The sequence below is a fragment of the Pontibacter populi genome (assembly GCF_019336435.1).
Taxonomy (GTDB): Bacteria; Bacteroidota; Bacteroidia; order Cytophagales; family Hymenobacteraceae; genus Pontibacter; species Pontibacter humidus.
Genome location: NZ_JAHWXQ010000003.1, coordinates 444,363 through 465,801 on the forward strand (window position 1 = coordinate 444,363; position 21,439 = coordinate 465,801).

General features: G+C 45.5%; 21 protein-coding genes. 14 read left to right on the forward strand and 7 right to left on the reverse strand.

Annotation, left to right across the window (positions count from 1 at the left end; genetic code table 11):
- Window positions 1-131 precede the first annotated feature (131 nt).
- From KYK27_RS13635 to KYK27_RS13655, 5 genes are all read left to right on the forward strand, one after another.
- On the forward strand, window positions 132-323 hold the full coding sequence (locus KYK27_RS13635; RefSeq protein ID WP_199110593.1) for a hypothetical protein: 192 nt from the start codon (window positions 132-134) through the stop codon (window positions 321-323).
- Window positions 307-2,733, forward strand: a complete 2,427-nt coding sequence (locus KYK27_RS13640) for an AAA family ATPase (RefSeq protein WP_199110594.1) — start codon at window positions 307-309, stop codon at window positions 2,731-2,733. Before KYK27_RS13635 ends, KYK27_RS13640 begins: the two co-directional genes overlap by 17 nt.
- 186 nt (window positions 2,734-2,919) lie before the next feature.
- Window positions 2,920-5,364, forward strand: coding sequence for an ATP-dependent helicase HrpB (gene hrpB / locus KYK27_RS13645; protein WP_199110595.1), 2,445 nt, complete (start codon window positions 2,920-2,922; stop codon window positions 5,362-5,364).
- Between the two features lie 367 nt (window positions 5,365-5,731).
- The gene (locus KYK27_RS13650; RefSeq protein ID WP_199110596.1) at window positions 5,732-6,034 is read left to right on the forward strand and encodes a GIY-YIG nuclease family protein; all 303 of its coding nucleotides are present in this window, start codon (window positions 5,732-5,734) and stop codon (window positions 6,032-6,034) included.
- Window positions 6,035-6,566: 532 nt separating this feature from the next.
- Window positions 6,567-6,980, forward strand: coding sequence for a DUF4625 domain-containing protein (locus tag KYK27_RS13655; protein WP_199110597.1), 414 nt, complete (start codon window positions 6,567-6,569; stop codon window positions 6,978-6,980).
- A gap of 137 nt (window positions 6,981-7,117) precedes the next feature.
- On the opposite strand, the gene KYK27_RS13660 is transcribed toward KYK27_RS13655, so the two are convergent.
- The 4 genes from KYK27_RS13660 to KYK27_RS13675 form a co-directional block, all read right to left on the reverse strand.
- Entirely contained in the window at window positions 7,118-8,089 is a 972-nt protein-coding gene (locus KYK27_RS13660; protein WP_199110598.1) for an ABC transporter ATP-binding protein, read from the reverse strand.
- A 384-nt stretch (window positions 8,090-8,473) separates the two neighbouring features.
- Window positions 8,474-8,929, reverse strand: coding sequence for a cold-shock protein (locus KYK27_RS13665; protein WP_199110599.1), 456 nt, complete (start codon window positions 8,927-8,929; stop codon window positions 8,474-8,476).
- A gap of 58 nt (window positions 8,930-8,987) precedes the next feature.
- On the reverse strand, window positions 8,988-9,212 hold the full coding sequence (locus tag KYK27_RS13670) for a hypothetical protein (protein ID WP_199110600.1): 225 nt from the start codon (window positions 9,210-9,212) through the stop codon (window positions 8,988-8,990).
- Between the two features lie 134 nt (window positions 9,213-9,346).
- Window positions 9,347-9,538 carry a cold-shock protein gene (locus KYK27_RS13675; protein WP_162426032.1) on the reverse strand — a complete coding sequence of 64 codons (192 nt, stop codon included), beginning with the start codon at window positions 9,536-9,538 and terminating at the stop codon, window positions 9,347-9,349.
- 388 nt (window positions 9,539-9,926) lie between these two features.
- Here KYK27_RS13675 and KYK27_RS13680 point away from each other — a divergent pair, with 388 nt between their 5' ends.
- Window positions 9,927-10,601: a YceI family protein gene (locus tag KYK27_RS13680; RefSeq protein ID WP_199110601.1), complete on the forward strand. Its 675-nt coding sequence runs from the start codon at window positions 9,927-9,929 to the stop codon at window positions 10,599-10,601.
- Window positions 10,602-10,672: 71 nt separating this feature from the next.
- Here KYK27_RS13680 and KYK27_RS13685 read toward each other — a convergent pair whose 3' ends face one another.
- Window positions 10,673-11,968, reverse strand: a complete 1,296-nt coding sequence (locus tag KYK27_RS13685) for a PQQ-dependent sugar dehydrogenase (RefSeq protein WP_199110602.1) — start codon at window positions 11,966-11,968, stop codon at window positions 10,673-10,675.
- Window positions 11,969-12,262: 294 nt separating this feature from the next.
- Here KYK27_RS13685 and KYK27_RS13690 point away from each other — a divergent pair, with 294 nt between their 5' ends.
- The 3 genes from KYK27_RS13690 (at window position 12,263) to KYK27_RS13700 (ending at window position 16,246) form a co-directional block, all read left to right on the forward strand.
- Window positions 12,263-12,865, forward strand: a complete 603-nt coding sequence (locus KYK27_RS13690; RefSeq protein ID WP_199110603.1) for a hypothetical protein — start codon at window positions 12,263-12,265, stop codon at window positions 12,863-12,865.
- A 148-nt stretch (window positions 12,866-13,013) separates the two neighbouring features.
- Complete coding sequence (locus KYK27_RS13695) at window positions 13,014-15,665, forward strand: cation-translocating P-type ATPase (protein ID WP_199110604.1); 2,652 nt, start codon at window positions 13,014-13,016, stop codon at window positions 15,663-15,665.
- A 194-nt stretch (window positions 15,666-15,859) separates the two neighbouring features.
- Entirely contained in the window at window positions 15,860-16,246 is a 387-nt protein-coding gene (locus KYK27_RS13700; RefSeq protein WP_199110605.1) for a hypothetical protein, read from the forward strand.
- 25 nt (window positions 16,247-16,271) lie between these two features.
- Here the strand turns inward: KYK27_RS13700 and KYK27_RS13705 are convergent, their stop codons facing one another.
- Window positions 16,272-16,829 carry a 3'-5' exonuclease gene (locus KYK27_RS13705; protein WP_199110606.1) on the reverse strand — a complete coding sequence of 186 codons (558 nt, stop codon included), beginning with the start codon at window positions 16,827-16,829 and terminating at the stop codon, window positions 16,272-16,274.
- Window positions 16,830-17,042: 213 nt separating this feature from the next.
- On the opposite strand from KYK27_RS13705, the gene KYK27_RS13710 reads away from it, so the two are divergent.
- Both KYK27_RS13710 and KYK27_RS13715 read left to right on the forward strand, forming a co-directional pair.
- Window positions 17,043-17,555, forward strand: coding sequence for an ankyrin repeat domain-containing protein (locus KYK27_RS13710; RefSeq protein ID WP_199110607.1), 513 nt, complete (start codon window positions 17,043-17,045; stop codon window positions 17,553-17,555).
- A complete protein-coding gene (locus tag KYK27_RS13715; RefSeq protein ID WP_199110608.1) occupies window positions 17,539-17,685 on the forward strand; it encodes a hypothetical protein in 147 nt (48 codons plus the stop codon). The genes KYK27_RS13710 and KYK27_RS13715 overlap by 17 nt, the downstream gene beginning before the upstream one ends.
- 64 nt (window positions 17,686-17,749) lie before the next feature.
- Here KYK27_RS13715 and KYK27_RS13720 read toward each other — a convergent pair whose 3' ends face one another.
- A complete protein-coding gene (locus KYK27_RS13720; protein ID WP_199110609.1) occupies window positions 17,750-18,112 on the reverse strand; it encodes a methylglyoxal synthase in 363 nt (120 codons plus the stop codon).
- Between the two features lie 189 nt (window positions 18,113-18,301).
- On the opposite strand from KYK27_RS13720, the gene KYK27_RS13725 reads away from it, so the two are divergent.
- The 3 genes from KYK27_RS13725 to KYK27_RS13735 all read left to right on the forward strand — a co-directional run bounded on the left by KYK27_RS13725 (window position 18,302) and on the right by KYK27_RS13735 (window position 21,189).
- Window positions 18,302-18,847: a serine acetyltransferase gene (locus KYK27_RS13725; protein WP_199110610.1), complete on the forward strand. Its 546-nt coding sequence runs from the start codon at window positions 18,302-18,304 to the stop codon at window positions 18,845-18,847.
- 334 nt (window positions 18,848-19,181) lie between these two features.
- Window positions 19,182-20,009, forward strand: coding sequence for a hypothetical protein (locus KYK27_RS13730; protein WP_199110611.1), 828 nt, complete (start codon window positions 19,182-19,184; stop codon window positions 20,007-20,009).
- A 412-nt stretch (window positions 20,010-20,421) separates the two neighbouring features.
- Entirely contained in the window at window positions 20,422-21,189 is a 768-nt protein-coding gene (locus tag KYK27_RS13735; RefSeq protein WP_199110612.1) for an oxygenase MpaB family protein, read from the forward strand.
- Window positions 21,190-21,439 lie beyond the last annotated feature (250 nt).

Sequence of the window (21,439 nt, forward strand, 5' to 3'; positions counted from 1 at the left end):
GGTATAGCTGCGTGGAAAGGATAGGCACGAGCTACAAGCTGTTCCTGCGGGGTAGAATAATATTCTTGATGTAACATTCAGATTTATATATAGATTCTCTATATTTAGCTTTCATTTATTGGAGAAAAGCTATGAAAATATTTTTAGAAATAATTAAAGACGAAGATCCTGAAATAGAAGATTTCATATCTTCCATTGAACCTTATCTTACAGACAAAGGCTTCAACAGTACAGATTTTGAAAATGAGCTTAACAGTAGATTAGCTGCTATCAGAGAAGAAGTAAAATCAAAGTTGCAAGGAACTGATGGCTCTAAAGATTAAGAAAATCACAATTGAGAACTTTAGGGGAATTAGACAACCTCTAGTTATTGATTTCAATAAAGGAGGGCAATATACTTCAGCATCTATTTACGGAAGAAATGGAACAGGGAAAAGCTCCATTCTAAATGCTTGGGAATGGCTTCTAAATTTTGATATAGTTAGCCTTAAAAAGGAAGGAGTATCTGCGAAAGATTATCCTCATAAAGCATCTGGAGGAAATAATTCATATATACAAGTTGAATTTGCCCACTCTACTATAAACTCTACTAAAGTAGAATTTAACAATTCAAAAACTACAGCACCTACGATTTCTGGGGAACATCAACTCTTTAAGACATACTGTAAATACCCTAATTATCTTAGATATATTGATTTACAAGATTTTGTATATAAGACCAAAAACGAAAAGTATAAATATATAGCTAAGTATTTTGGGTTAGAAAAATATACAAGTGTACAGAGTCAACTATTAACATCAATTAAGAAGTTAACTACGGATTTATCTTCTTTAAGAGAAGAGTTAGAAAAGAATAAAAATACGTTAGAATCAGTTACAGGCTCGGATGACATATCTGAAACCGAGATAGTTAAATATTTTAATGTTTTAGCCTCTAGACATAGTTTAACAACTATAACAAACTTTAGTGATTCCAAAAGTGTAAGAAGTGAGTTAAAAAAGCTTGTTGAAAGGAATCCAAAAATTAAAGAGTTGACTGAGTGGAACGCATTTCAGATTAAACTGAATAATTTTTTTCCGATAACATCTTTGAAGACTGATTTACAGGAGTTAGAAACCAAATTTGTTGAACTTAGAAAGGAAGAAGAGAACCTCACGAAATTAATTTTATCCGATCTATATAATGTAAGTCTAGAAGTAATTCCCAAATTAGAGAATTCCAATATTTGCCCACTCTGTGATAAAAGTTTTGAAGGCAATCTACTTGAACACATAAACTTTAAGCATTTAGCCCTATCAGAGCTTCGAACTAAGAAATCCAATTATGATATCCAGTCAGCTCAAATAATTAATAAACTTGACTCGATTAATCAGAAGTGTTTAGCCTTAAATACAGAATCAAGTACAACAGTATTAAAAATTTACAAGGACCTATTTTCAACAGTAAATTTGACTATTGAAAGTGTTCCAAATGCTAAAGATATTCTATCAAAATCTTTTTTAGAGATTTCTGATCTTAATATTAGCGAAGATGAATTCGTATCAGACTTAGAGGAACTTATCTTAAAAGGTGAAGAACTTCAATTGACAGTAAACGAGAAAATTAAGTCGCTTGAAGATGATGAAGGAAATAAACGACTAGCTGAAGACTATCATAATTCCCATACCTTGCTTATCACCTATTTTGAGCATATTATTAGTGAAGAAAAGGTCAATTACCTCAGTAATAAGCTAATAAACTTAGAGAAACTGTACGAAAAATTAACTCAGTATATTCAAAACAGCATACAAAGTACTTTTAATATTATTTCTGCAGACGTACTTGCTTGCTACAACATACTTGAAGGTAGTAACCCATTCCTTAAAAATCCTGAGCTTAAATTAGTAACCGGTAGGGATAAGGCGGTAGAATTAGAAATAGAATTTGTTTCAGAAAAGGTAACTCCAGCATATAAGTTCATGAGTGAGTCACAAGTAAACAGTTTTGGATTATCTATTTTTCTAGCAGCTGTTAAACACTTTAATAACGACTTCAAGTTTTTTATTCTTGATGATGTAGTAAATAGTTTTGATAACTATAAAAGACCAAAGGTATCTCAGCTATTAGCTACTCATTTTAATGATTTCCAAGTGTTAGTTTTAACACATGATGACATTTTTTTCAATACAGTACAAAGAGCTTTTCCAAACTGGAATAGGTATAAATTTGTCAGTTGGGATTTTACTAATGGACCACGGTACAAGATTGCAAGGAGTTATTTTGAAGAAATTCAAGAAGATTTAGATGATGACAATCCTGTTAAAGCTGGACAAACATTAGGTCGTTATTTAGAATGGACCTTAGGCACTTTATGTGAAAATTTGCAAACTCCAATACCTTACAGAATCGAGAACATTTATACACTTTCTGACTTTTTCGGTCCTCTCAAAGCACGAATCGAAAAATTTTTGAAGAGAGGTGGTGCTGGAGTGAGTCATAAACTAGTGAATCTAATTAGTGATTTTGACCAAAATAGTTTCTTTCGAAATTTCTGTGTGCATTGGAAAAATGAAACATCAACATTTTCCAAAGAAGAGATACAAGCTATTTTTGATAAATGGAAAGAAATTGAGGAAGAGATCTTTTGTAGTAATTGCAAGAGTTACGTTAAACTAGACAGACCTAGTGGGCAAGAATACTTGAAATGTAATTGTGGCACAATTGATCTGAAGGATAGTAGACACTATATCTAGCATTTTATAAAAATTAAAAAAGCCACCGTGTTCTAAGTACGGTGGCTTTTTTAATTTTTATACTCTCATCTCTTATTCATTAAATAACGAAGATTATTGTTTTAATAAAATTAACACTATTTCTCTTTCGTATCTTTGTATAGAACCTAAAAGTTCGATAATAACATTCTATAAAAGTTTACTCCCTTGCCCTTCAACCCATTTACCATAGACTTACCCGTTCGGGAAATCATACCTGCCGTTAGGGAGCACCTGGCAGCGCAGAACACGCTGATCGTAAACGCCCCTCCCGGAGCTGGTAAAAGTACCTTGCTGCCGCTGGCTATACTCGATGAAGTATGGCTGACAGGCCAGAAAATTATTATGCTGGAGCCCCGTCGCCTGGCGGCCAAAACCATTGCCGAGCGCCTGGCACAACTTCTGGGCGAAGAGGTAGGCCAGACCGTCGGTTACCGCATCCGTTTCGAGAACCGTATCTCCGACAAAACCCGCATCGAGGTCGTAACCGAAGGAATCCTAACCCGCATGATCCACAGTGATCGCGGGCTTACGGGTGTGGGCATCGTGATCTTTGATGAGTTTCATGAGCGCAGCATCCATGCCGATGTAGCCATGGCCCTGAGCCGGGAAGCGCAGCAAACGCTTCGCCCGGACCTGCGCATTATGGTCATGTCGGCCACCCTTGATATGCCCCAGCTTACCAGTATGCTCAAGGCACCGGTGGCGCAAAGTATGGGGCGGCAATACCCCATCGAAACCTTTTACACCGGCGACGCCGACGACCGCATGCTGCCCGAAATGACGGCCCGTGTAGTGCAGCAGGCAGCGCAGGAGCAGGAAGGGGATATCCTCGTGTTCCTGCCCGGCGAAAACGATATCCGGAAAGTAGAAGACATCTTGCGCAAACAAATGCGCGGCGTCATGATCCATCCGCTGTTCGGGATGCTGCCCTTCGGCAAGCAGTACGCCGCCCTTATGCCCAACCGCGAAGGCAAACGCAAAGTAGTGCTCGCCACTAGTATAGCCGAGACCAGCTTAACTATAGAAGGCGTATCGGTGGTAGTGGATACGGGCTTCGGCAAAACTTCCCGCTTCGATCCGAAGTCCGGTTTGTCACGCCTCGAAACGGTGCGCATCTCCAAAGACGCCGCCGACCAGCGTGCCGGTCGTGCTGGTCGTTTGGGCCCGGGTACGGCTTACCGCATGTGGAGCAAAACCACGCAGGAGCGCATGGCCCCGCACCGCACTCCCGAGATCATGGAAGCCGACCTGTCCAACCTAGTACTCGACATGGCGCAGTGGGGCATTATGGATATCCGTGGCCTTACCTGGCTGAACCCACCACCACGAGCTGCCCTGCAATCGGCCACCGACATGCTACACCAGTTGCAGGCGCTGGAGAATGGCCGTATTACCGAGCACGGCAAAAAAATGCACGCGCTGCCCTGCCACCCGCGCATCGCGCACATGCTACTCAAAGCCGAAGAAACCGACCAGGTGGCGCTGGCAAGTGATATTGCCGCCATCCTGGAAGAGCGCGACCCGCTGGACCGCAACGCTGGCATCGACATTAATTTAAGAATTGAAGCACTCAGAAGATATCGGAAAGAGCAGGGGCAGGGCAAGCGTTTCGGTAAGATAGAGAAGATTGCCCGCTCGTACCGCCAGCTGTTTACTATAGAGCCTGATAACGGCAAATTTGATGAATATGAAACGGGAGTGCTGCTGACGCATTGCTACCCGGAACGCATTGCCTACGCCCGTCCCGGTAACAACGCGCAGTTCCAGCTGGCCAGCGGCCAATATGCTTCTGCCGGTCACCGCGATGACCTGGCGCACGAACCCTGGCTGGCGATAGCGCACCTGCACGCAGGCACTGGCGATAACCCGGGCCGCATTTTCCTGGCCTCACCACTAAACCCGCGCGACCTGGCCCCGCTCGTAAAACAGCAGGAAACCTATACCTGGGACGTAAACGACGGAGAACTTACGGCTTCTATGGATACCCGTATCGGAAGTATAGTGCTACAAAGCAAACCCCTGCCACCACCCGACGAGAAGTACCGCATATCCGCCATGTCCGAAGCTATTAAACAGGAAGGCGAGCACCTGCTGGACTTTAACCACGAGGTAACGCAATGGCAAAACCGCGTGCTGAGCCTCCGCAAATGGCGCCCCTCCGAGTTCTGGCCCGACGTTAGCACCAGTACCCTGCTCATGACAAATGCCGAGTGGCTGAAACCTTACCTCTACGACATCGAGCACCCCGATGAACTGATGGAACTGGAGTTGCTACCAATCTTTCAGAAGTTTTTAGATGCAGATAAACTGGCAAGACTGGGCGAACTGGCCCCTGCAACTATAGCTTTACCCGATGGATCAACTATAGAACTGGAATACAAACCCGATGGCGCACAACCAAAGCTAGAAATACGCCTGCAGGATGTACTAGCCTGGGAAGAAAGCCCGACAGTAGATGAAGGAGAGATGACGGTAGAGCTGGCTTTGCTTACGCCTGATCTGAAAGCGATTACGACTGTTTCGGATCTGGCAAGTTTCTGGAAAGGGAATTATAGAGTGATTAAGCGGCAGCTGGAAGTGGTGTTTCCGGAGGTGAAGTGGGAGAGGTAACCCCACCCCAACCCTCCCCTAAAAACAGGGGAGGGAGTAAAGTCACGGTTCCAACCACCGTCTTTATTTAGGGGCTCTACACTCAAAACAGGGGAGGGAGTTATGTAAATTCCGGTATTAAACAGCTTTTTTTTGTCATCCCGAGCGCAGCCGAGGGATCTTATACAGCAGATAACAAGAAGATTAACTTTCACTATTTATTAGGTTAAAGAGTTTATAAGTCATTTGCTGTTTCTCTTTTAATGGGCACATAAGATCCCTCGGCTGCGCTCGGGATGACGTTTGAGTAAGTATAGTTCTTTTACTGATGGAGGGAATGGAACTACTGCCATTTCCGGGAGGTTCTTGTTGCTCAAAATGAATGCATATGTTCAACAGCAACTACTTTGTTTACATTACTTCCAATACCACCCGCTCCACTTACTACATAGGTGTAACAAACGATTTGGCTCGTCGGCTAAATGAACACTATCATAACAGTGGAGACAGGAAAACATTTGCTGGGCGCTATTACTGCTATACCTTAATTTACTATGAGCGCTTAAATTCGCCTGATGATGCAATAGCCCGTGAAAAGCAGTTGAAAGGCTGGAGCAGGAGTAAGAAAGAAGCACTTATAAGAAAGCATAATCAGCTTCTTAAGTCGCTTAATAACTTGGTACTGGAGTAGGTAAAATGCCCCCTGTCTTAGACTACCGAGAACGAGAGATTGAAACTAGCGAGCGTAGCTCAGAGGGGATAAAGGGGTGGTTGGACCAACGGCAACTATAAAACTTTACCTCCAACTATAGCATGAAGACCAATCCTGCCAATCCTTTAATCCTGTAAATCCTGATTCAGACAATACTTGTCCCTGCCGGGTCAGTTGCGTTACAAACTCAACACCATAGATAGGCACGGGTTGCAAACCCGCGCCAGCGAAAAAAGGACTATTAAACCATAGAACTATAACATCAACTATAGGCGCAATTCCCCTCCCGGGAGGGGCAGGGGTAGGTAAAACTCCAACCATAAAACAATACCAAAAACAGTGGCCTTATCGGGCTGTTTACTGGGGAGGCTATAAATAAAATGCAGATACATTATGGCTCTGTAAACAACATTGCACCATTTCAGCCGTTAAAGATGAAATGAAAGTGCGGACCGAATGGCATTTGTCGTGGAAGAAAGCATAAAATATTTCTCACTAAATTCTTATTACTATGAAAAAACTTAATTGGGCATTCCTGATCCTTTTTTCTTTTGCGTTTGTTGCCTGCGATGACGATGATGATGAAGTAACGCTGGATACTACCGACCCTGTTATCACGATCACTTCACCTACTGAAGGTGCTGCAGTTACTGCTGGTGGCGTAATTAACCTGGAAGGTACTGTAACAGATAACGAGGGGCTGGAAGAAATTACGATCAGTATTACGGACCCAAGTGGTACAAATACAGAGCTTACTGATATGACAATCAGAGACTTCCTGAACGACGATAGAAATGCAGATTTTGACCTTGATATTAACGTAGATGCTAACGCCGCTCCCGGTGACTGGACTGTTATTGTAACAGCGCTGGATGATGCCGGAAACGAAGCATCTGAGTCTGTAATGGTTACGCTGAGTGAATAAGCACGAGTGCTTAACACCAGATACAAAAAAGGCCTTGCTCATTGCAAGGCCTTTTTTATTATGGGCAATCAAAACTCCCCAATTCCTAAACTTTCCAACTTTTTAACTCTCTAACTCTCTAACTCTCTAACTCAAGACTACACCCACCACACATCGCTAAGCTTTACCTGCACTGCATCGCCTGCTTTAAACCCGTCTTTGCCTGTTTTCACCAGCAGCGTTACATCTTCAACCTGTACGTCCAGCTCATAGTGGCTGCCAAAGTAGTGCGCTGCCATAACCACACCCGGCACACCTCCCGAAGCAACTAACGTTGTGTTTTCAGGGCGGACGAGCAGATCTTTACCTTTCGTTTTATTGTCGCCAGGTTTAATAAATGCCTTTGATTTATCTGCAGGTATAGCATTGTATTTCCCGAAAAGCGAAGCGGTATACTCATTTACCGGCTGTTTATAGATCTGCTGCGGATTACCCTGCTGAATCAGTTTGCCATCTTGTATAACCAGTATCTCATCGGCCCAGGAAAGCGTATCGTGCGGGTCGTGGGAGATGAGGATGCAGGTAATTCCAAGTTCATCACTGATGTCATGAATAACAGATTTCAGGATACGCTTATGCCCCATGTCCAGGTTTGAGTAAGGCTCATCGAGCAGGAGCAGGCTGGGCCAGGAACTGAGCAGGCGGGCAAGGGCAATGCGCTGCCTTTCGCCACCGGAAAGCTGGTTGGTTCTGCGTTTTGCTAAATGGCTGATGCGGCAGACCTCATACAAGGTCCGGGCCTCTTCGGCTGACAGGGAATTGGCATAGCTGAGTACCTGCTCTACGCGCAAAAATTGTGGCAGCTCGAACTGCTGCGACAGATAGGCGATACCGGGGTGGCCGGGCACCAGCTTATCATGCGGACCGATAACTCTTTCACCCTCGAACATAACCTGGCCGGCACTTGGTTGTACCAGGCCGGCTATCGTTTGCAGCAGCGTACTTTTACCAGAACCGGTTTCACCTGAAAGGGCGATCTTCCGGTGCTCCTCCATACTGAAGTTGATGTCTTTTAAGATAACGATGCCTTCTTCTACCACATTAATTCCTGAAACATCTAAAAAGGCCATGGGCTGCGGGTTTTGTATCTGATAATCTTGAATGCCAAAAGTACTTGAAAGCGGCAAACAATCCCAGCGCTATAGTTGCACAAGCGGTTAAAGCTGCAGTTAAACTATACCCCGGAAGCAGGAAACTATAGTTTACCCCGGGTACTAAAACAAAAAAGCCGCTCGGGTATGGAGAGGCTTGTCATTTAGATCTCAGCAACTATAGACTTAGCTTAGCGGTTACCTGTAATAAGGCTGAATCCGGCAGGTAATAAAATAACAAAAGGTACAGGTAAACACATCATCTGAATATGCTTACCGATACCTTTGGTTTTTATTGTCAGGGTGTGACTTAAAGTAAAACTTCAGTTTATGAAGTTTGCCTTAAGCACAGCAGTGTATTGCTTATATAAGTTTTACTTTAACAGCATTCAGGCCTTTCAAACCTTTCTCTACTTCAAAAGAAACTTTATCGTTTTCTTTTATTGCGCTGGCAAGGCCATTCTGGTGCACAAAGATGCTTTCCTGGGTTTCGTGGTCTCTGATAAAACCATAGCCTTTAGAAGTATTAAACATGGTTACTGTTCCTTTTCTGATCAGGTCAGCCGGGTCAGCTTCTGCCTGTCTGGAAACTCCAATCTGGATATCTTCCTGCTTAATTACCTTCTTTTTCTTGGTCGGATCTGGCGGCGTTTCGGTGATATTACCGTTCTCATCCACATAAGCCATCATCTCGTCCAGGCCTTTACCTTTGTCAGAGTTGGCCTTACGATCCTCTTTCTTTGCTTCCTTGTCCTGTCTCTTTCTTAACTTCTTTTTTTCTTTTTCTTTTTTACTAAAAGTTTCCTGTGATCTACCCATATTTTGATTATTGATTTCTGTTATTCTGTTCCTGTGATCGTTGGCGCTAACCGGCTAATTACTTAGCCAGGAAATTGGTGCCATTGCGTATCCACTTCTCGAAGAAGTTATTGTCGCTGAACTCGCCTGTTACCAGTTCAAAGTCGGCTACATCTTTGTTTGTACGGGAATCCATGAAGCCTGGTAATGAATCCTGGTTATTTGGTATCCAGTCCTGGCCTTTTTTTAGGGCTACACATATGTACTCGCGCGTGGTGGTGTCAACTAAGTATTTTCTGTTCATGATAATTGGTAGGTTAAGTTGGATAACAATGATGCAGCCAGGGCCGCGAAAAGAGGGAAGTGCCAGGGCACTTAGGTAACAATAAAAAAGCCTTACTAAACGTAAGGCTTTTTATAATTAGGTATTAAGCCAGACTAAGCTAACTTTACATTGACTGCGTTCAGTCCTCTCTTGCCTTCCTGTAGATCAAAAGTAACCTTGTCGTTCTCTCTGATTTCGTTTACTAAACCAGTTACGTGTACAAAGTACTCCTGATTTGAATTTTCTTCTTTGATGAAACCAAAACCTTTAGTGTCGTTGAAGAATTTTACTGTTCCGTTATTCATGTTGTGATTTGATTTATTATATACCTACTACAAGTTTAGTGGCATATACGTTCATTATTTCTTACAATATACAATAAAAAGTTTACAATAAACTAATATCTTATATAAATAGGTGAATAATGCCACTAAAAATAAGAATATTTGTAAAAAGCCTGATTTATTTTTGCAGAACAAGGCCTTTACACGGCTAAATACAAATTCTGAGCTGTCTGACAGGCACCCTCAAATAATGCTATTAAGGCGTTTAAAACTAAATGGCTTTTCGGAAAATGCTGGTTTTGTGTAACGTTATAGTTGTGTGCCTTTTGCAAACTATAATAGCCCCGGTTGATACAAACTATAGTTCCTGTTTAGTATAATTGTAAAACGTAAACTATAAACCATTCCTATGAAGAAGTATCCTGTTCTGTTGGGAGCCCTGTCGCTGGCTGCGCTGCTCTCGTTCTCGTTTACCCCGGCAACTAAAAATGCTGCCGACAAACCTGCCGTAACTGCCGTAGCAGCGGCAAACCTGAAAGTGAACACCCAGGCAAGCACCATGAAGTGGAATGCTAAAAAAGTGGGCGGGGAACACTATGGAACTATAAACCTGGCAGATGGCGCACTTCAGCTGAATGGCAACAAATTAACAGGCGGTAACTTTACGATTGACATGCGCTCTATAGTTGTGCAGGATATTACACGGGCCGAATCGAACAAGAAACTGACCGACCATTTAAAGTCTGATGACTTCTTCTCTGTTGAGAATCACCCGAAGGCTACGTTTACCATAACCAAAGTAGGTCGCCTGACCAAAGCAAAAGCAGGGGAGCCGAACTATAACGTAACCGGTAACCTGACTATAAAAGGTATCACAAACCAAATCACGTTTCCGGCAACTGTAAAAGTTACCGGCAAATCGGCAGAGGCTACAGCGCTGATCGAAGTAGACCGCACCAAGTACGACATTAAATACAGATCCGGAATGATGGGCACTGCTGCCGATAAGATCATTTACGATAACTTCACCATCGACCTGAAACTGGTAGCTGATGCAGGTACAAACACTGCTGAAAGCAAGTAACCATAACAGCTTAAATAAAAGAGCCTCGCAGCTATAAACTGAGAGGCTCTTTTTATGCATTAAACTATAGTTTACTTTTTAGGAGAGACTTTCCAAAGTTCCCCGTTCTTTTCGTCGGTAACTATGAAGAGCGAGCCGTCCGGGCCCTGGCGTACATCCCGGATGCGCTGGTTGCGGTCAGTGAGTAAATGCTCTTCACCGGTAACGCGGTCGTTTTCTAACTGCAGCCGTACCAGCATTTTGTCTTTCAGGCCTCCTACAAATAAATTGCCCTTCCACTGCGGGAAAGCGCTGCCGCTATAGAACTGCGCACCCGACGGAGCAATTACAGGGTCCCAGTAGTATACAGGATCTACATACCCCTGCTTGGTTGTAACAGAATTAGGGATTGGTTTGCCTGAGTATTCTTCGCCGAAGGTAACAACCGGCCAGCCATAGTTCTTGCCTTTTTCGATCAGGTTCACTTCGTCACCTCCCTGAGGGCCGTGCTCTACAATCCAGAACCTTCCCTGGTCATCAAATGCAGACGCTTGCACATTACGGTGGCCAACACTCCAGATCTCAGGCATGGCGCCCTGCTGGTTCATGAACGGATTGTCGGGAGCAGGTTTGCCATCGGTTGTAATGCGGAGCGTCTTACCCATGTGGCTGTTCATTTGCTGTGCCTGTGGTCTTATCTCTAAATCAGAACGCTCTCCAAGTGTAACATATAACATGCCATCCGGGCCAAATGCCAGGCGTGAACCAAAGTGCATCTCTCCGTTGTAAGCAGGTTTGGCTTGGAAAATAACCTTTACTTGGGATAAGCTTTTATTATCGGCTGAAAGCACGCCTTTTGCCACACTGGTAGCATTGCCGTTTGCGCGCGGTTCTGAAAAGCTCCAGTAAATGGTCCGGTCAGTAGCAAATCCGGGACTAAGTGCCACATCGAGCAAACCTCCCTGGCCGCGGGCGTCCACCTTAGGCAGGCCGGTTATAGGTTGCCCTACCTGCCCTGCTGCTGTTATCATCCGAAGCCTTCCGGACTTTTCCGTAACCAGTAAATCACCGTTTGGAAGTGGCTCTACTGCCCACGGATTTTCAAGATTCTTTGCCAGTACCACTACATCAAAAGCAGCATCAGAAGTAATGCCGCTGGCCCGGTTCTGTTCCGGGAATGTTGGTTTCTGGTCTGGTACGTTCGCTTCCCTGGTTTCGAGTGGCTTTCTGTCAGTCTGGGCCGTTGGCGCTGCAGGTTCCGTTGTCTTGGTGGTGTCGGTGGTAGTGGTTTGCGTGCCTTCTTCGGTTGTGGTGGCGCTTTGATTGCAGCCTGTTCCGGCAAGAGCCAGAACTATAGTTGCCGCTACTGAAAGTGTCAGTCTTTTCATAGTTTACTTCGCTTTAATTTTTATCCGGTCCGGGCCGGTAATCTATCGGTATAATTATTTAACGCGCTGAAAATTATTGTACTAGATAACCTGCTATAAAGTTTATGCAGCAGCAATACCCGGGATTGGGACAGCTATACTAAAGCATAGTATTTACCTGAATCACATACTTGAGTAGCCTGCAACTATAGCCCGAAGCATCAACTATAGTTTGCTGTTTTTTACGGGTATGCGTATAGGCAAAATGATTATAAATGAGCAACTTGTATACTATAAACTAAACCGGGTATCGATATGAAAATTACGCTGGCAACTCTCTTGTTTTCTATAGTTGGCTTCTGCGCCATGGGCCAATCTGCCATTCCGACAACTGAAGTACAGATAAAAGCTGCGGTGCTGGCCGCACCTGCTGATAAACGCGCCGGTGCTGCGGTGTATGGGTACAACCAGAAAGGCGAAATGGTCATGTTGCGAAAGGGCACGAACGAAATGGTTTGCCTGGCTGATGATCCGAAACAGAAAGGCTTTTCCGTGTCGTGCTACCACAAAGACCTGGACCCGTTTATGGCACGTGGCCGCGAGTTGAAAAAGCAGGGCAAAGCGCACCAGGAAATATTTGATATGCGGGAAGCAGAAGCCAAAAGCGGTAAGCTCAACATGCCCAAGCAGCCAACCTCGCTTTTTGTTTACACGGCCACCGACGAAGATGTTGACCCGAAAACGGGAGAAGTAAAGAATGGCTACCTGCGCTACGTAGTATACATCCCGTACGCCACTGCCGAAAGCACCGGGTTGCCTCTTAAACCCGAAGCTCCAGGGATGCCCTGGATCATGTTTCCCGGCTCGCACAGCGCCCATATCATGATCACACCTCCGCCGCCGGCAAAAGAGAAATAAGCAGCGCGCAGCTATAGTTTGAGCAGGCAGTTTTATAGTTGCGGTTAAACTATAGTTCACGTTTACTCCGGGAGGAATGGCTTACGTAAATTATATCTTTCCATAAGGTGACAGGGTATTTACATATTCTTATCAGAAACTAAGCAGTATGTGGTTTTGCAGGTCCGTAGACGAAGTACTCAAGGAGTTTAAGGTTGATCCGGCAACAGGGTTAACCTTAACGGAAGCGCAAACCAGGCTCGAAAAGTACGGCTCCAACAAACTGAAAGGCCAGAAGAAGAAAAGCGTGCTGCAGTTGTTTGTGCAGCAACTTAACGACTGGCTGATCTTCGTGCTTTTTGCGGCTGTGATCATCACCATTTTTATGGGCGAGTACATCGATGCGGTGATCATCCTGGTCGTTATTATTCTGAACGCGGTGCTTGGGGTGGTGCAGGAAGTGAAGGCAGGTAATGCCATAGAAGCCCTGCAGAAAATTGCAACGCCCAAAGCTCTTGTACGCCGCGACGGTATTGTTAAAGAGATCGATTCGGAAGAGGTGGTGCCCGGCGATATACTGGTACTGGAAACCGGCAGGTATATTGCCGCAGACCTGCGATTGATTGAAACGGTAAACCTGCAGGTAGAAGAATCTGCGCTGACCGGTGAATCGGTGCCAAGCAGTAAGCACGCAGAACAGGTATGCACGGATGAACAGACACCGCTCGGCGACAGGACCAATTCTGCTTTTATGTCTACGTTGGTTACTTATGGTCGTGGAGTGGGCGTTGCTGTGGGTACCGGCATGCAGACAGAAGTGGGCAAGATAGCAGACATTCTACAGACCGGAGAAGCTAAAACGCCGCTGGAAATAAGGCTGGATGAACTGGGCAAAACGATCGCCAAGCTGGCCATAGGTATCTGTGTGGTGATATTTGGTGTAGCCATGCTGCAGGGCCGCGACCTGGCTGAAATGTTCCTGCTCTCTGTATCACTGGCGGTTGCATCCATTCCGGAAGGGCTTGCAGCTATAGTTGCCATTGTGCTTTCGATCGGGGTCACCAACATGTCGCGGCACAACGCCATTATCCGGCGCCTGCCTGCCGTCGAAACACTGGGCTCTGTCAACATCATCTGCTCCGATAAGACCGGCACGCTCACCCAGAATAAAATGACAGTGCAGAAATATTTTACCCTGGCCGGTGAAGTAACGATAGACAAGGAGGACCAGGTTAACCCTACCGAAACCGGCCAGTTGCTGGCTAAAGCCATGATCCTCTGTTCTGATGCTACTTACCACAACGGGGAAGGAACCGGCGACCCAACCGAAATTGCTTTGCTTGTTTTAGGAGATGACCTGGGAATAGACCGCCATGAATTACATGAAAATAACAGTCGGGTAGGAGAGTTCGCCTTCGACTCCGACCGCAAACTGATGTCGACGCTGGTAGAGGAAGATGGCAACTATACTGTTTACACCAAAGGCGCTATTGATAACCTGCTGAAGATAGCTACGCATGTACTGCACGAAGGACAGGTTATGCCTATGACGGAGGTTCATAAAAGCCAATTCCTGGATGCAACTGAAAGGATGTCGGATAAGGCACTGCGGACCCTGGGTATTGCCTATAAACCGGTAGCCGCTGTTGTGCCTGCCGAAGAGATGGAAAAGGACCTGGTTCTGATCGGACTAGTTGGCATGATCGATCCGCCCCGGCTGGAGGTAAAAACATCCGTAGAAAAAGCAAAAAAGGCCGGTATAACAGCTGTTATGATCACCGGCGACCATAAAACCACTGCCTTTGCCATTGCGCACGAACTGGGAATTGCCGATACCATAGACCAGGCCATTACAGGGCAGGAACTGGAAGAACTCTCTAAGGAAGAACTGGACAGACATGTGAACAATTACCGCGTGTTTGCACGTGTTTCGCCGGAGCATAAGGTACAGATCGTGCGCGCCCTGAAAGACCATGGCAATATCGTGTCGATGACCGGTGATGGCGTGAATGATGCACCTTCGCTGAACACCGCTGACATTGGCGTGGCCATGGGTATAACGGGAACCGACGTGGCAAAAGGCGCCTCGGACATGATCCTGACCGATGACAACTTTGCAACTATAGTTACGGCCATAGAACAGGGGCGCAACATCTACAACAACATCAAAAAAGCCGTTATTTTCCTGCTTACCTGTAACCTGGGCGAAGTGGTGGCCATGGTCGTTACCTTGCTGATAGGTTGGGAAGCGCCGCTTATTGCGACCCAGCTGCTCTGGATTAACCTGATGACAGACTCGTTGCCGGCTGTGGCGCTGGGCATGGACCCCGGCGACCCCGATGTGATGAAGGAAAAGCCAAGAGACCCCAAGGAAAGTTTTTTTGCGGGTGGAGCCGGTGGCAGAGCTGTATTTGGCGGCATTCTGATCGGGGCGTTAACCATCTTTGCGTTCTGGTACGGTTACTATGAACATGGGTATAGTCCATTCGATAAAAACGTGCCTCTGGAAACATTACAGAATGCCCGCACCATGGCTTTCCTGACGTTGGTGGCCTGCCAACTGTATTATGCGCTGGCCATGCGCAGCCCGATCAAATCAATTTTCCAGGTGGGGGTTTTCTCTAACCTGTATTTAATAGCGTCCATTGCACTTGGGCTGATCCTGCAGTTGCTACTCGTCAGCATTCCCTTCACACAAAAGGCTTTCAGATTAAATATGCCCGACAGAAATGGCTGGATAACGGTAGTATTGCTGGGACTTGTGCCCCTGATCGTGAATGAACTATACAAACTGATCTTACGGGCAAGGCAGAAGGGGTAACGGAAACAGGGTTGACTATAATTACGCTTTCTTTTAAATGGGAGAGTAGCCAGAATGGTGCGCTTGTAGTTTGTTAGGGAAATAAACAATAGCGGGGTTTGGACGTTTAGTTAAGAGCTGGGCTGCTTCTTCATGCATTTGAAAAAGAACAGTCCCAGAACCAATCTGATCTATAGAAAACTAACTTAACGCGTATGGCAACCGGAACATCAATAGATAACCTGCTTAATACAAAACAGAAGAAGCTGTCTTTTTTCCAGAACCTGATACTGGTGGCAACCGCCGACGGATTTGTAGACAGTCTGGAAAGTGATTTCCTGGTGATGATCGGCGACCAGCTGGGCTTGACCGAGGAAGATACCAGTCCGATTGCAGATAACCTGCCTACACTCTCATTTATAGTTCCGGAAGAAGGGATGCAGAAAACAGTAGAACTACAGACACTGGTAATGATGGTGCTGCAGGATGGCAAAGTTGAAGACAAAGAGTACCAGCTGTGCCTGGATTATACCCGCCGCATTGGCTACAGCAAGGACATGCTCGATGGCCTGATCTCAGATCTCAGTAAAAACCCTGCGTAATTTATAGTGGCGCTATAGTTTGTCCTTAGCGTAGGTGGGTTATCGGGCTCAGCATTTTTTCAGGGAACTCTGTTTCGTGCCTGGTGCCGGTGTGGTCCAGGGCTTTTAAGGTTAGTGCTGCACAGGCATGTGCATCCGAAGCGGCCCTGTGGTGCAGAAAATGAATGCGGTGCATGTTGCAGAGCGTTTTCAGGTCGTAAGCGGTGAGGCCTTTCCAGATGCTGCGCGAGAACTTAAGGCTGCAGGCAAAACGCGCCTGAGGTAGCGGCAGGTTATAAGTGGCCAGGGTTTTGCGCAGTACACTGAAGTCGAAGCTGGCATTGTGGGCGATCAGTAACTGCCCTTCCATATAGGGTTTTATATCCGGCCATAGTTGCGCAAAGGTAGGCTGGTTTGCTACATCAGCAGGACGGATGCCGTGCACGGCAATATTAAAATGGTTGAAATTCGGGTAATAATGCGGTTTTATCAGCCACGATTTTGTTTCCACAATTTGCCGGTCCCGAACTATAGTTAACCCTATCTCGCAGGGGCTGTCGCGTTGCGGTGTGGCAGTTTCAAAATCCAGGGTAACAAAATCCATAGGTAACAATTCAGGCTAAACTGCTGCAAAGATAACCTAAACTATAGTTTTACCAGCCATTTTATAGTTGAACTATAGTTTGTCTGCTGATATGGCAGTTGTGTAACTATGGCTATACCTGAACGATAGGTGCCATCTGAAGGGGGAGATACAGCAGCTTTTTTGTGCCTGTTCCGTACCTGCTACTATACATCCATCTAACCTTATGCCTCTATGACATTCTACTCAACAAGTAAGGAACACCTGTTATTTGACGCTGCCCGAAACGGGGATGTGGCGTACCTGAAACAGTGCATAGCCGACGGCGAAGACCTGAGTATTACCAATGGCAGGGGCTTTACACCTTTGATCATAGCCAGCTATGATGAGCAACTGGAAGCCACGCGTTTGCTCTTAGATGCCGGCGCCGACCCTAACGCGCAGGATAGCGGTGGTAACACAGCATTAATGGGTGTGAGTTTTAAAGGCTATCCCGAGATTGCTCAGCTATTGATAGCGCACGGTGCAGACCTGAACCTGCAGAATGGCAATGGCGGCACAGCCCTGATGTTTGCGACACTGTTCGGCCGTAATGCGCTGGTTAAGTTGTTGGTAGAAGCCGGAGCAGATAAAACCATACGGGATATTCGCGGACTAACGGCCCTTGACCTGGCTTACCAGCAGGGGAACGAAGAAGCGATACCGTTGCTGCAGGAAAATGCAGCTGTTAATGAAGAAGAAACTTAAATTTATAGTTGTAGTTATGGAAGTTATGTTGCCTTTATTTTTGATTCTGGGTGCCCTGATCTATTTGCTTTATAAACTGAACGGCGGCAATAAACCTCCTAAGAGCTTCTACGATCATTACTGGCTGTAAAGACCGCCACCGCTGCACCAGAACTATAAACTATAGTTCCGGCTATAAATCAAACGATAAGCTGTTAATTGTTCAGTACAATCAGGTCAGCAGAAGCGCGGTTTAACGCAATCGGGATGTTATTAATCACCGCTGTACGAATCAGTGTCTGTATATCGTGTTCGTGGCCGTGAGGTGTTTCTACATCGATAAAAAAGATGACCTTGTGTATCTCACCCTGCAGAATTCGGGCAGCCAGCAGAATATCGCCTCCGCTCGGGCCATGGCCAAAGGGCTCAATGTTCAGGTCCAGCAGGTCGTTTATCAGTTTGGCCGTATTTGTTGTCCCGATCAGGCTGTAACCCCGCAGCGATTCCTGGTTTTCTTTTACCCAGTTCAACAGATCGGTTTTGCGATTATTATGGGCGATCAGTGCTATCGTTTTCATTCTGTGTTATTTATGTAAAGTTGAAGGCTGCTCTTGCTAAAGCATGGCTAAGTATAGGTGATGTACTGCAGAAAAGAAAATGAACCTTGAACTAAATCTTACTTTTTACCCGGGTGCTAACTTTTTAAGATTGCGTAACAGCAGCTGCGTGTATCTCGTATTGCCGAACGCAATAGCATACTTAAATTTATGATTTCATATATATTTCAGGATTGGGAAACGAACAAAGGGAACCTGAAGGGAAGATTGGTAATGGTTCTTTTCCGGTTAGCCCGCCCCGCTTCCATCAACAAATTTTTCAGGATTCTCTGGTTGCCTTACCTTATATTTTACAAGCTGCTCGTGGAGTGGTTTATGTGCATTGAGTTACCGCACTGGACAAAAGTAGGGAAGGGGCTTTACCTTGGCCACGGGCACGCGCTGGTGGTAAACGGCTGCAGCATTATCGGCGAAAACTGCTTTATCAGGCACTCTACTACGCTCGGTAACATCCGGCTGGATGATGGTTCTTACACCGGTTCACCTATACTCGGCAATAATGTGGAGTTGGGTAGTAATGTGTGCATCATCGGCGAAGTGCGGATCGGGAATAATGTAAAGATCGGCGCCGGCTCTGTGGTGGTGAAAGACATCCCGGACAACAGCGTGGCAGTCGGTAATCCGGCCCGCGTTATTAAAACTCTTACGCCCGTAGCAACTCCGGCCATCAAGTACGAACCCGAAGTAGTGGTGTAAACCCTATAAGCTTTAACCAAATCAAAGCCGCTCTTTTACTGGAGCGGCTTTTTTTATTTCCTATTATCCCTATAGTTTGCAGGTGGGTTATCATTTTTATTACGGATGCCCTTCTAGCCTGTCTGCGCTATTGCCTTATCTATTCCTGACTCCGGGAATGCTTTTCTGTAGTGTTTGAAATCGAACTTTCTTAAATTTGATTTTGTAGCAGAGGAAGTATTTTAAAAAGGCGGTCTTTTGGCTTGTCCGGTAAACTTGAGTTTGGAGAGAAGGAATGGTTACAGACTTTACATTTTTACGCAGGTGTTTATTTCAGAATACAGCAAAGTTTATAGTGCTACTTACATCTCCGCTTTTGCTGAGTTGCGAAAAAGAGGAAACATCAGCCACAATACCTTTTTTGGAGACGGAGCCTGTCAGTAAACTGGTAGTTCCGGCCATAACCGAAGCCTCGGGCATAGCAGACAGTAAAACAAATCCAGGTTATTTATGGGTGCACGAAGATGGCGGAAATCCATCGCAACTGCATCTACTGCAACATAATGGCGAATCGGCTACCTCTGTAGCTATAGTTGGTGCCGTAAACCGCGACTGGGAAGATATGGCGCTTTCGGGCAAGGATATTTACCTGGCCGACATTGGAGACAATAACCAGGTATACGCCAACTATACGATCTATAAATTCCCGGAGCCGGCGGCAGGAGCCACGAAGGTTACCAGCTTCGAAACAATAAAATTCCGCTACGCCGATGGTTCTCACGATGCAGAAGCCATGCTGATAGACCCCGGAAGCAAAGCCATTTACCTGATCACCAAAAGAGAAAATCCATCGCGCATCTATAAAATAGCTGACCCTAAAACGACAGGTGTAAATACTGCTGAACTGGTGGGTGCTTTGAGCTATAGCGGGGTTGTAAGCGCAGCAATTTCTGCCGATGGGAAAGGAATTATAGTTAAAACGTATTCCGGTTTGTGGCATTACACCCGCACTGGCTCTGAGACTATAGAGCAGGCACTTCAGAAGAATGCGCTTGCATTGCCTTACGTTTTGGAGCCGCAGGGCGAAGCCGTTACGTTTTCGGATAAAAACAAAGGCTACTTTACGTTAAGCGAAAAAAGCTTCAAAAACACCCTCAACCTGAACTACTATAAAATGAAGTGATCCGGAGTAGCGTGATTAGAAAGAGAAAGGGCCGTCTTACAACTTGTAAGACGGCCCTTTTTTATAGTCTGGTTTGTTTCAGAGGTGTAATTCCTGTGTTAAGGTAGGCACAAAAAAAGAAAGGCTTCCCGTCTGGAAGCCTTTCTTAATGATAAGTTTATAAAAACTTTTCAACTTTTAGCCATGTTCTTTTACGGGCCTGGTTTAGGCAAGGTTACATATTTGTCAAAAAAACTTAAATTATTTTTGAAAGCGGCCTTTTCCCAATTTTCGTACTAAACTAAGGCCTGAAAAAGCTGGGAAAGCAGCTTTGTTGCTGAAACTATAGTTGTGATTCTACAAGTGCGCCGGAAAGCAACTTAAACCCAAAAGTAGGATCGCACATTTGCCACTCCTAATTTGTTAAACTGGTATGGAATATTTTGTTGAAAAGGACTCAGTGGTGCGGCAGATCTGGGGCAAAGGCGATACGATACTTTTTATATTTGCCGGTGCCTCTGCCGAGTTTGCGCTCAACAAAGCAGTTGACTGGCTTTATTTTACCGGCCGCCTTCCCGCAGATCCGTTGGGCAGGCTTTTCTCCACTGTAGAGTATGCCCGTAAAATTGTCTTTTCAGAAAAGCAGGCAGCCTGGCGTGCCATTGATGCCATGGCTACCATACATGCAGCCGTAGAGGCAAAGCGTGGCAGCAGCATTCCCGACTGGGCGTACCGCGATGTACTTTTCATGCTGATCGATTATTCCATCCGCTCTTTTGAAGTGCTTGAACGCAAACTGGCAGTAACAGAGAAAGAAGAAGTATTTGAAGTGTTTTACCGGGTTGGTTACCGAATGGGCGTAAAAGGCCTGCCCGACAACTATAAAGACTGGGTAATTATGCGGGAGGACCATCTGCAAAACAACCTGCAAAAGAGTCACTTCACTGCTGACCTGTTCAGCCAGTACCGCAAACATTTGGGTGTTGTCCGGTACCGTATTTTACTGGAAGCGCAGACACTTATTGTTCCGGAAAAGGTGCGTACCCTACTTGGGTTCAGGAAAACATCGTTGCTTAAGCCTGTACTTGGCGTATACAAGCTGAGCCGGTTTGTTAATGCCGATAAATTGCTGAAAGAGTTGATTATGCCTGCCGCTTACAAGTCGGAAATCAAAGCGTTGGACAGCGTAACATCCTCCTGACTATAGTTTACATCAATAATTGAATTTGCCTCTGCTATGGTTCTTCTTCCGCTTTTCCCGCGTTTTCAGTTCAGCAAAACCTTCCGGAAGGAGGCCCTGAAGCTTATGCCCACTTATAAACAGCCCCATACCACTTCCTCTAAAACTGGCGAACAAGCAGACTATAGCAGCCCGGTTTGCTACGCAAATTTGCCCGGATTAAGAGAGGGATTTGAAAGCTGAAATAACTATAACTATCAAATATTCAGGC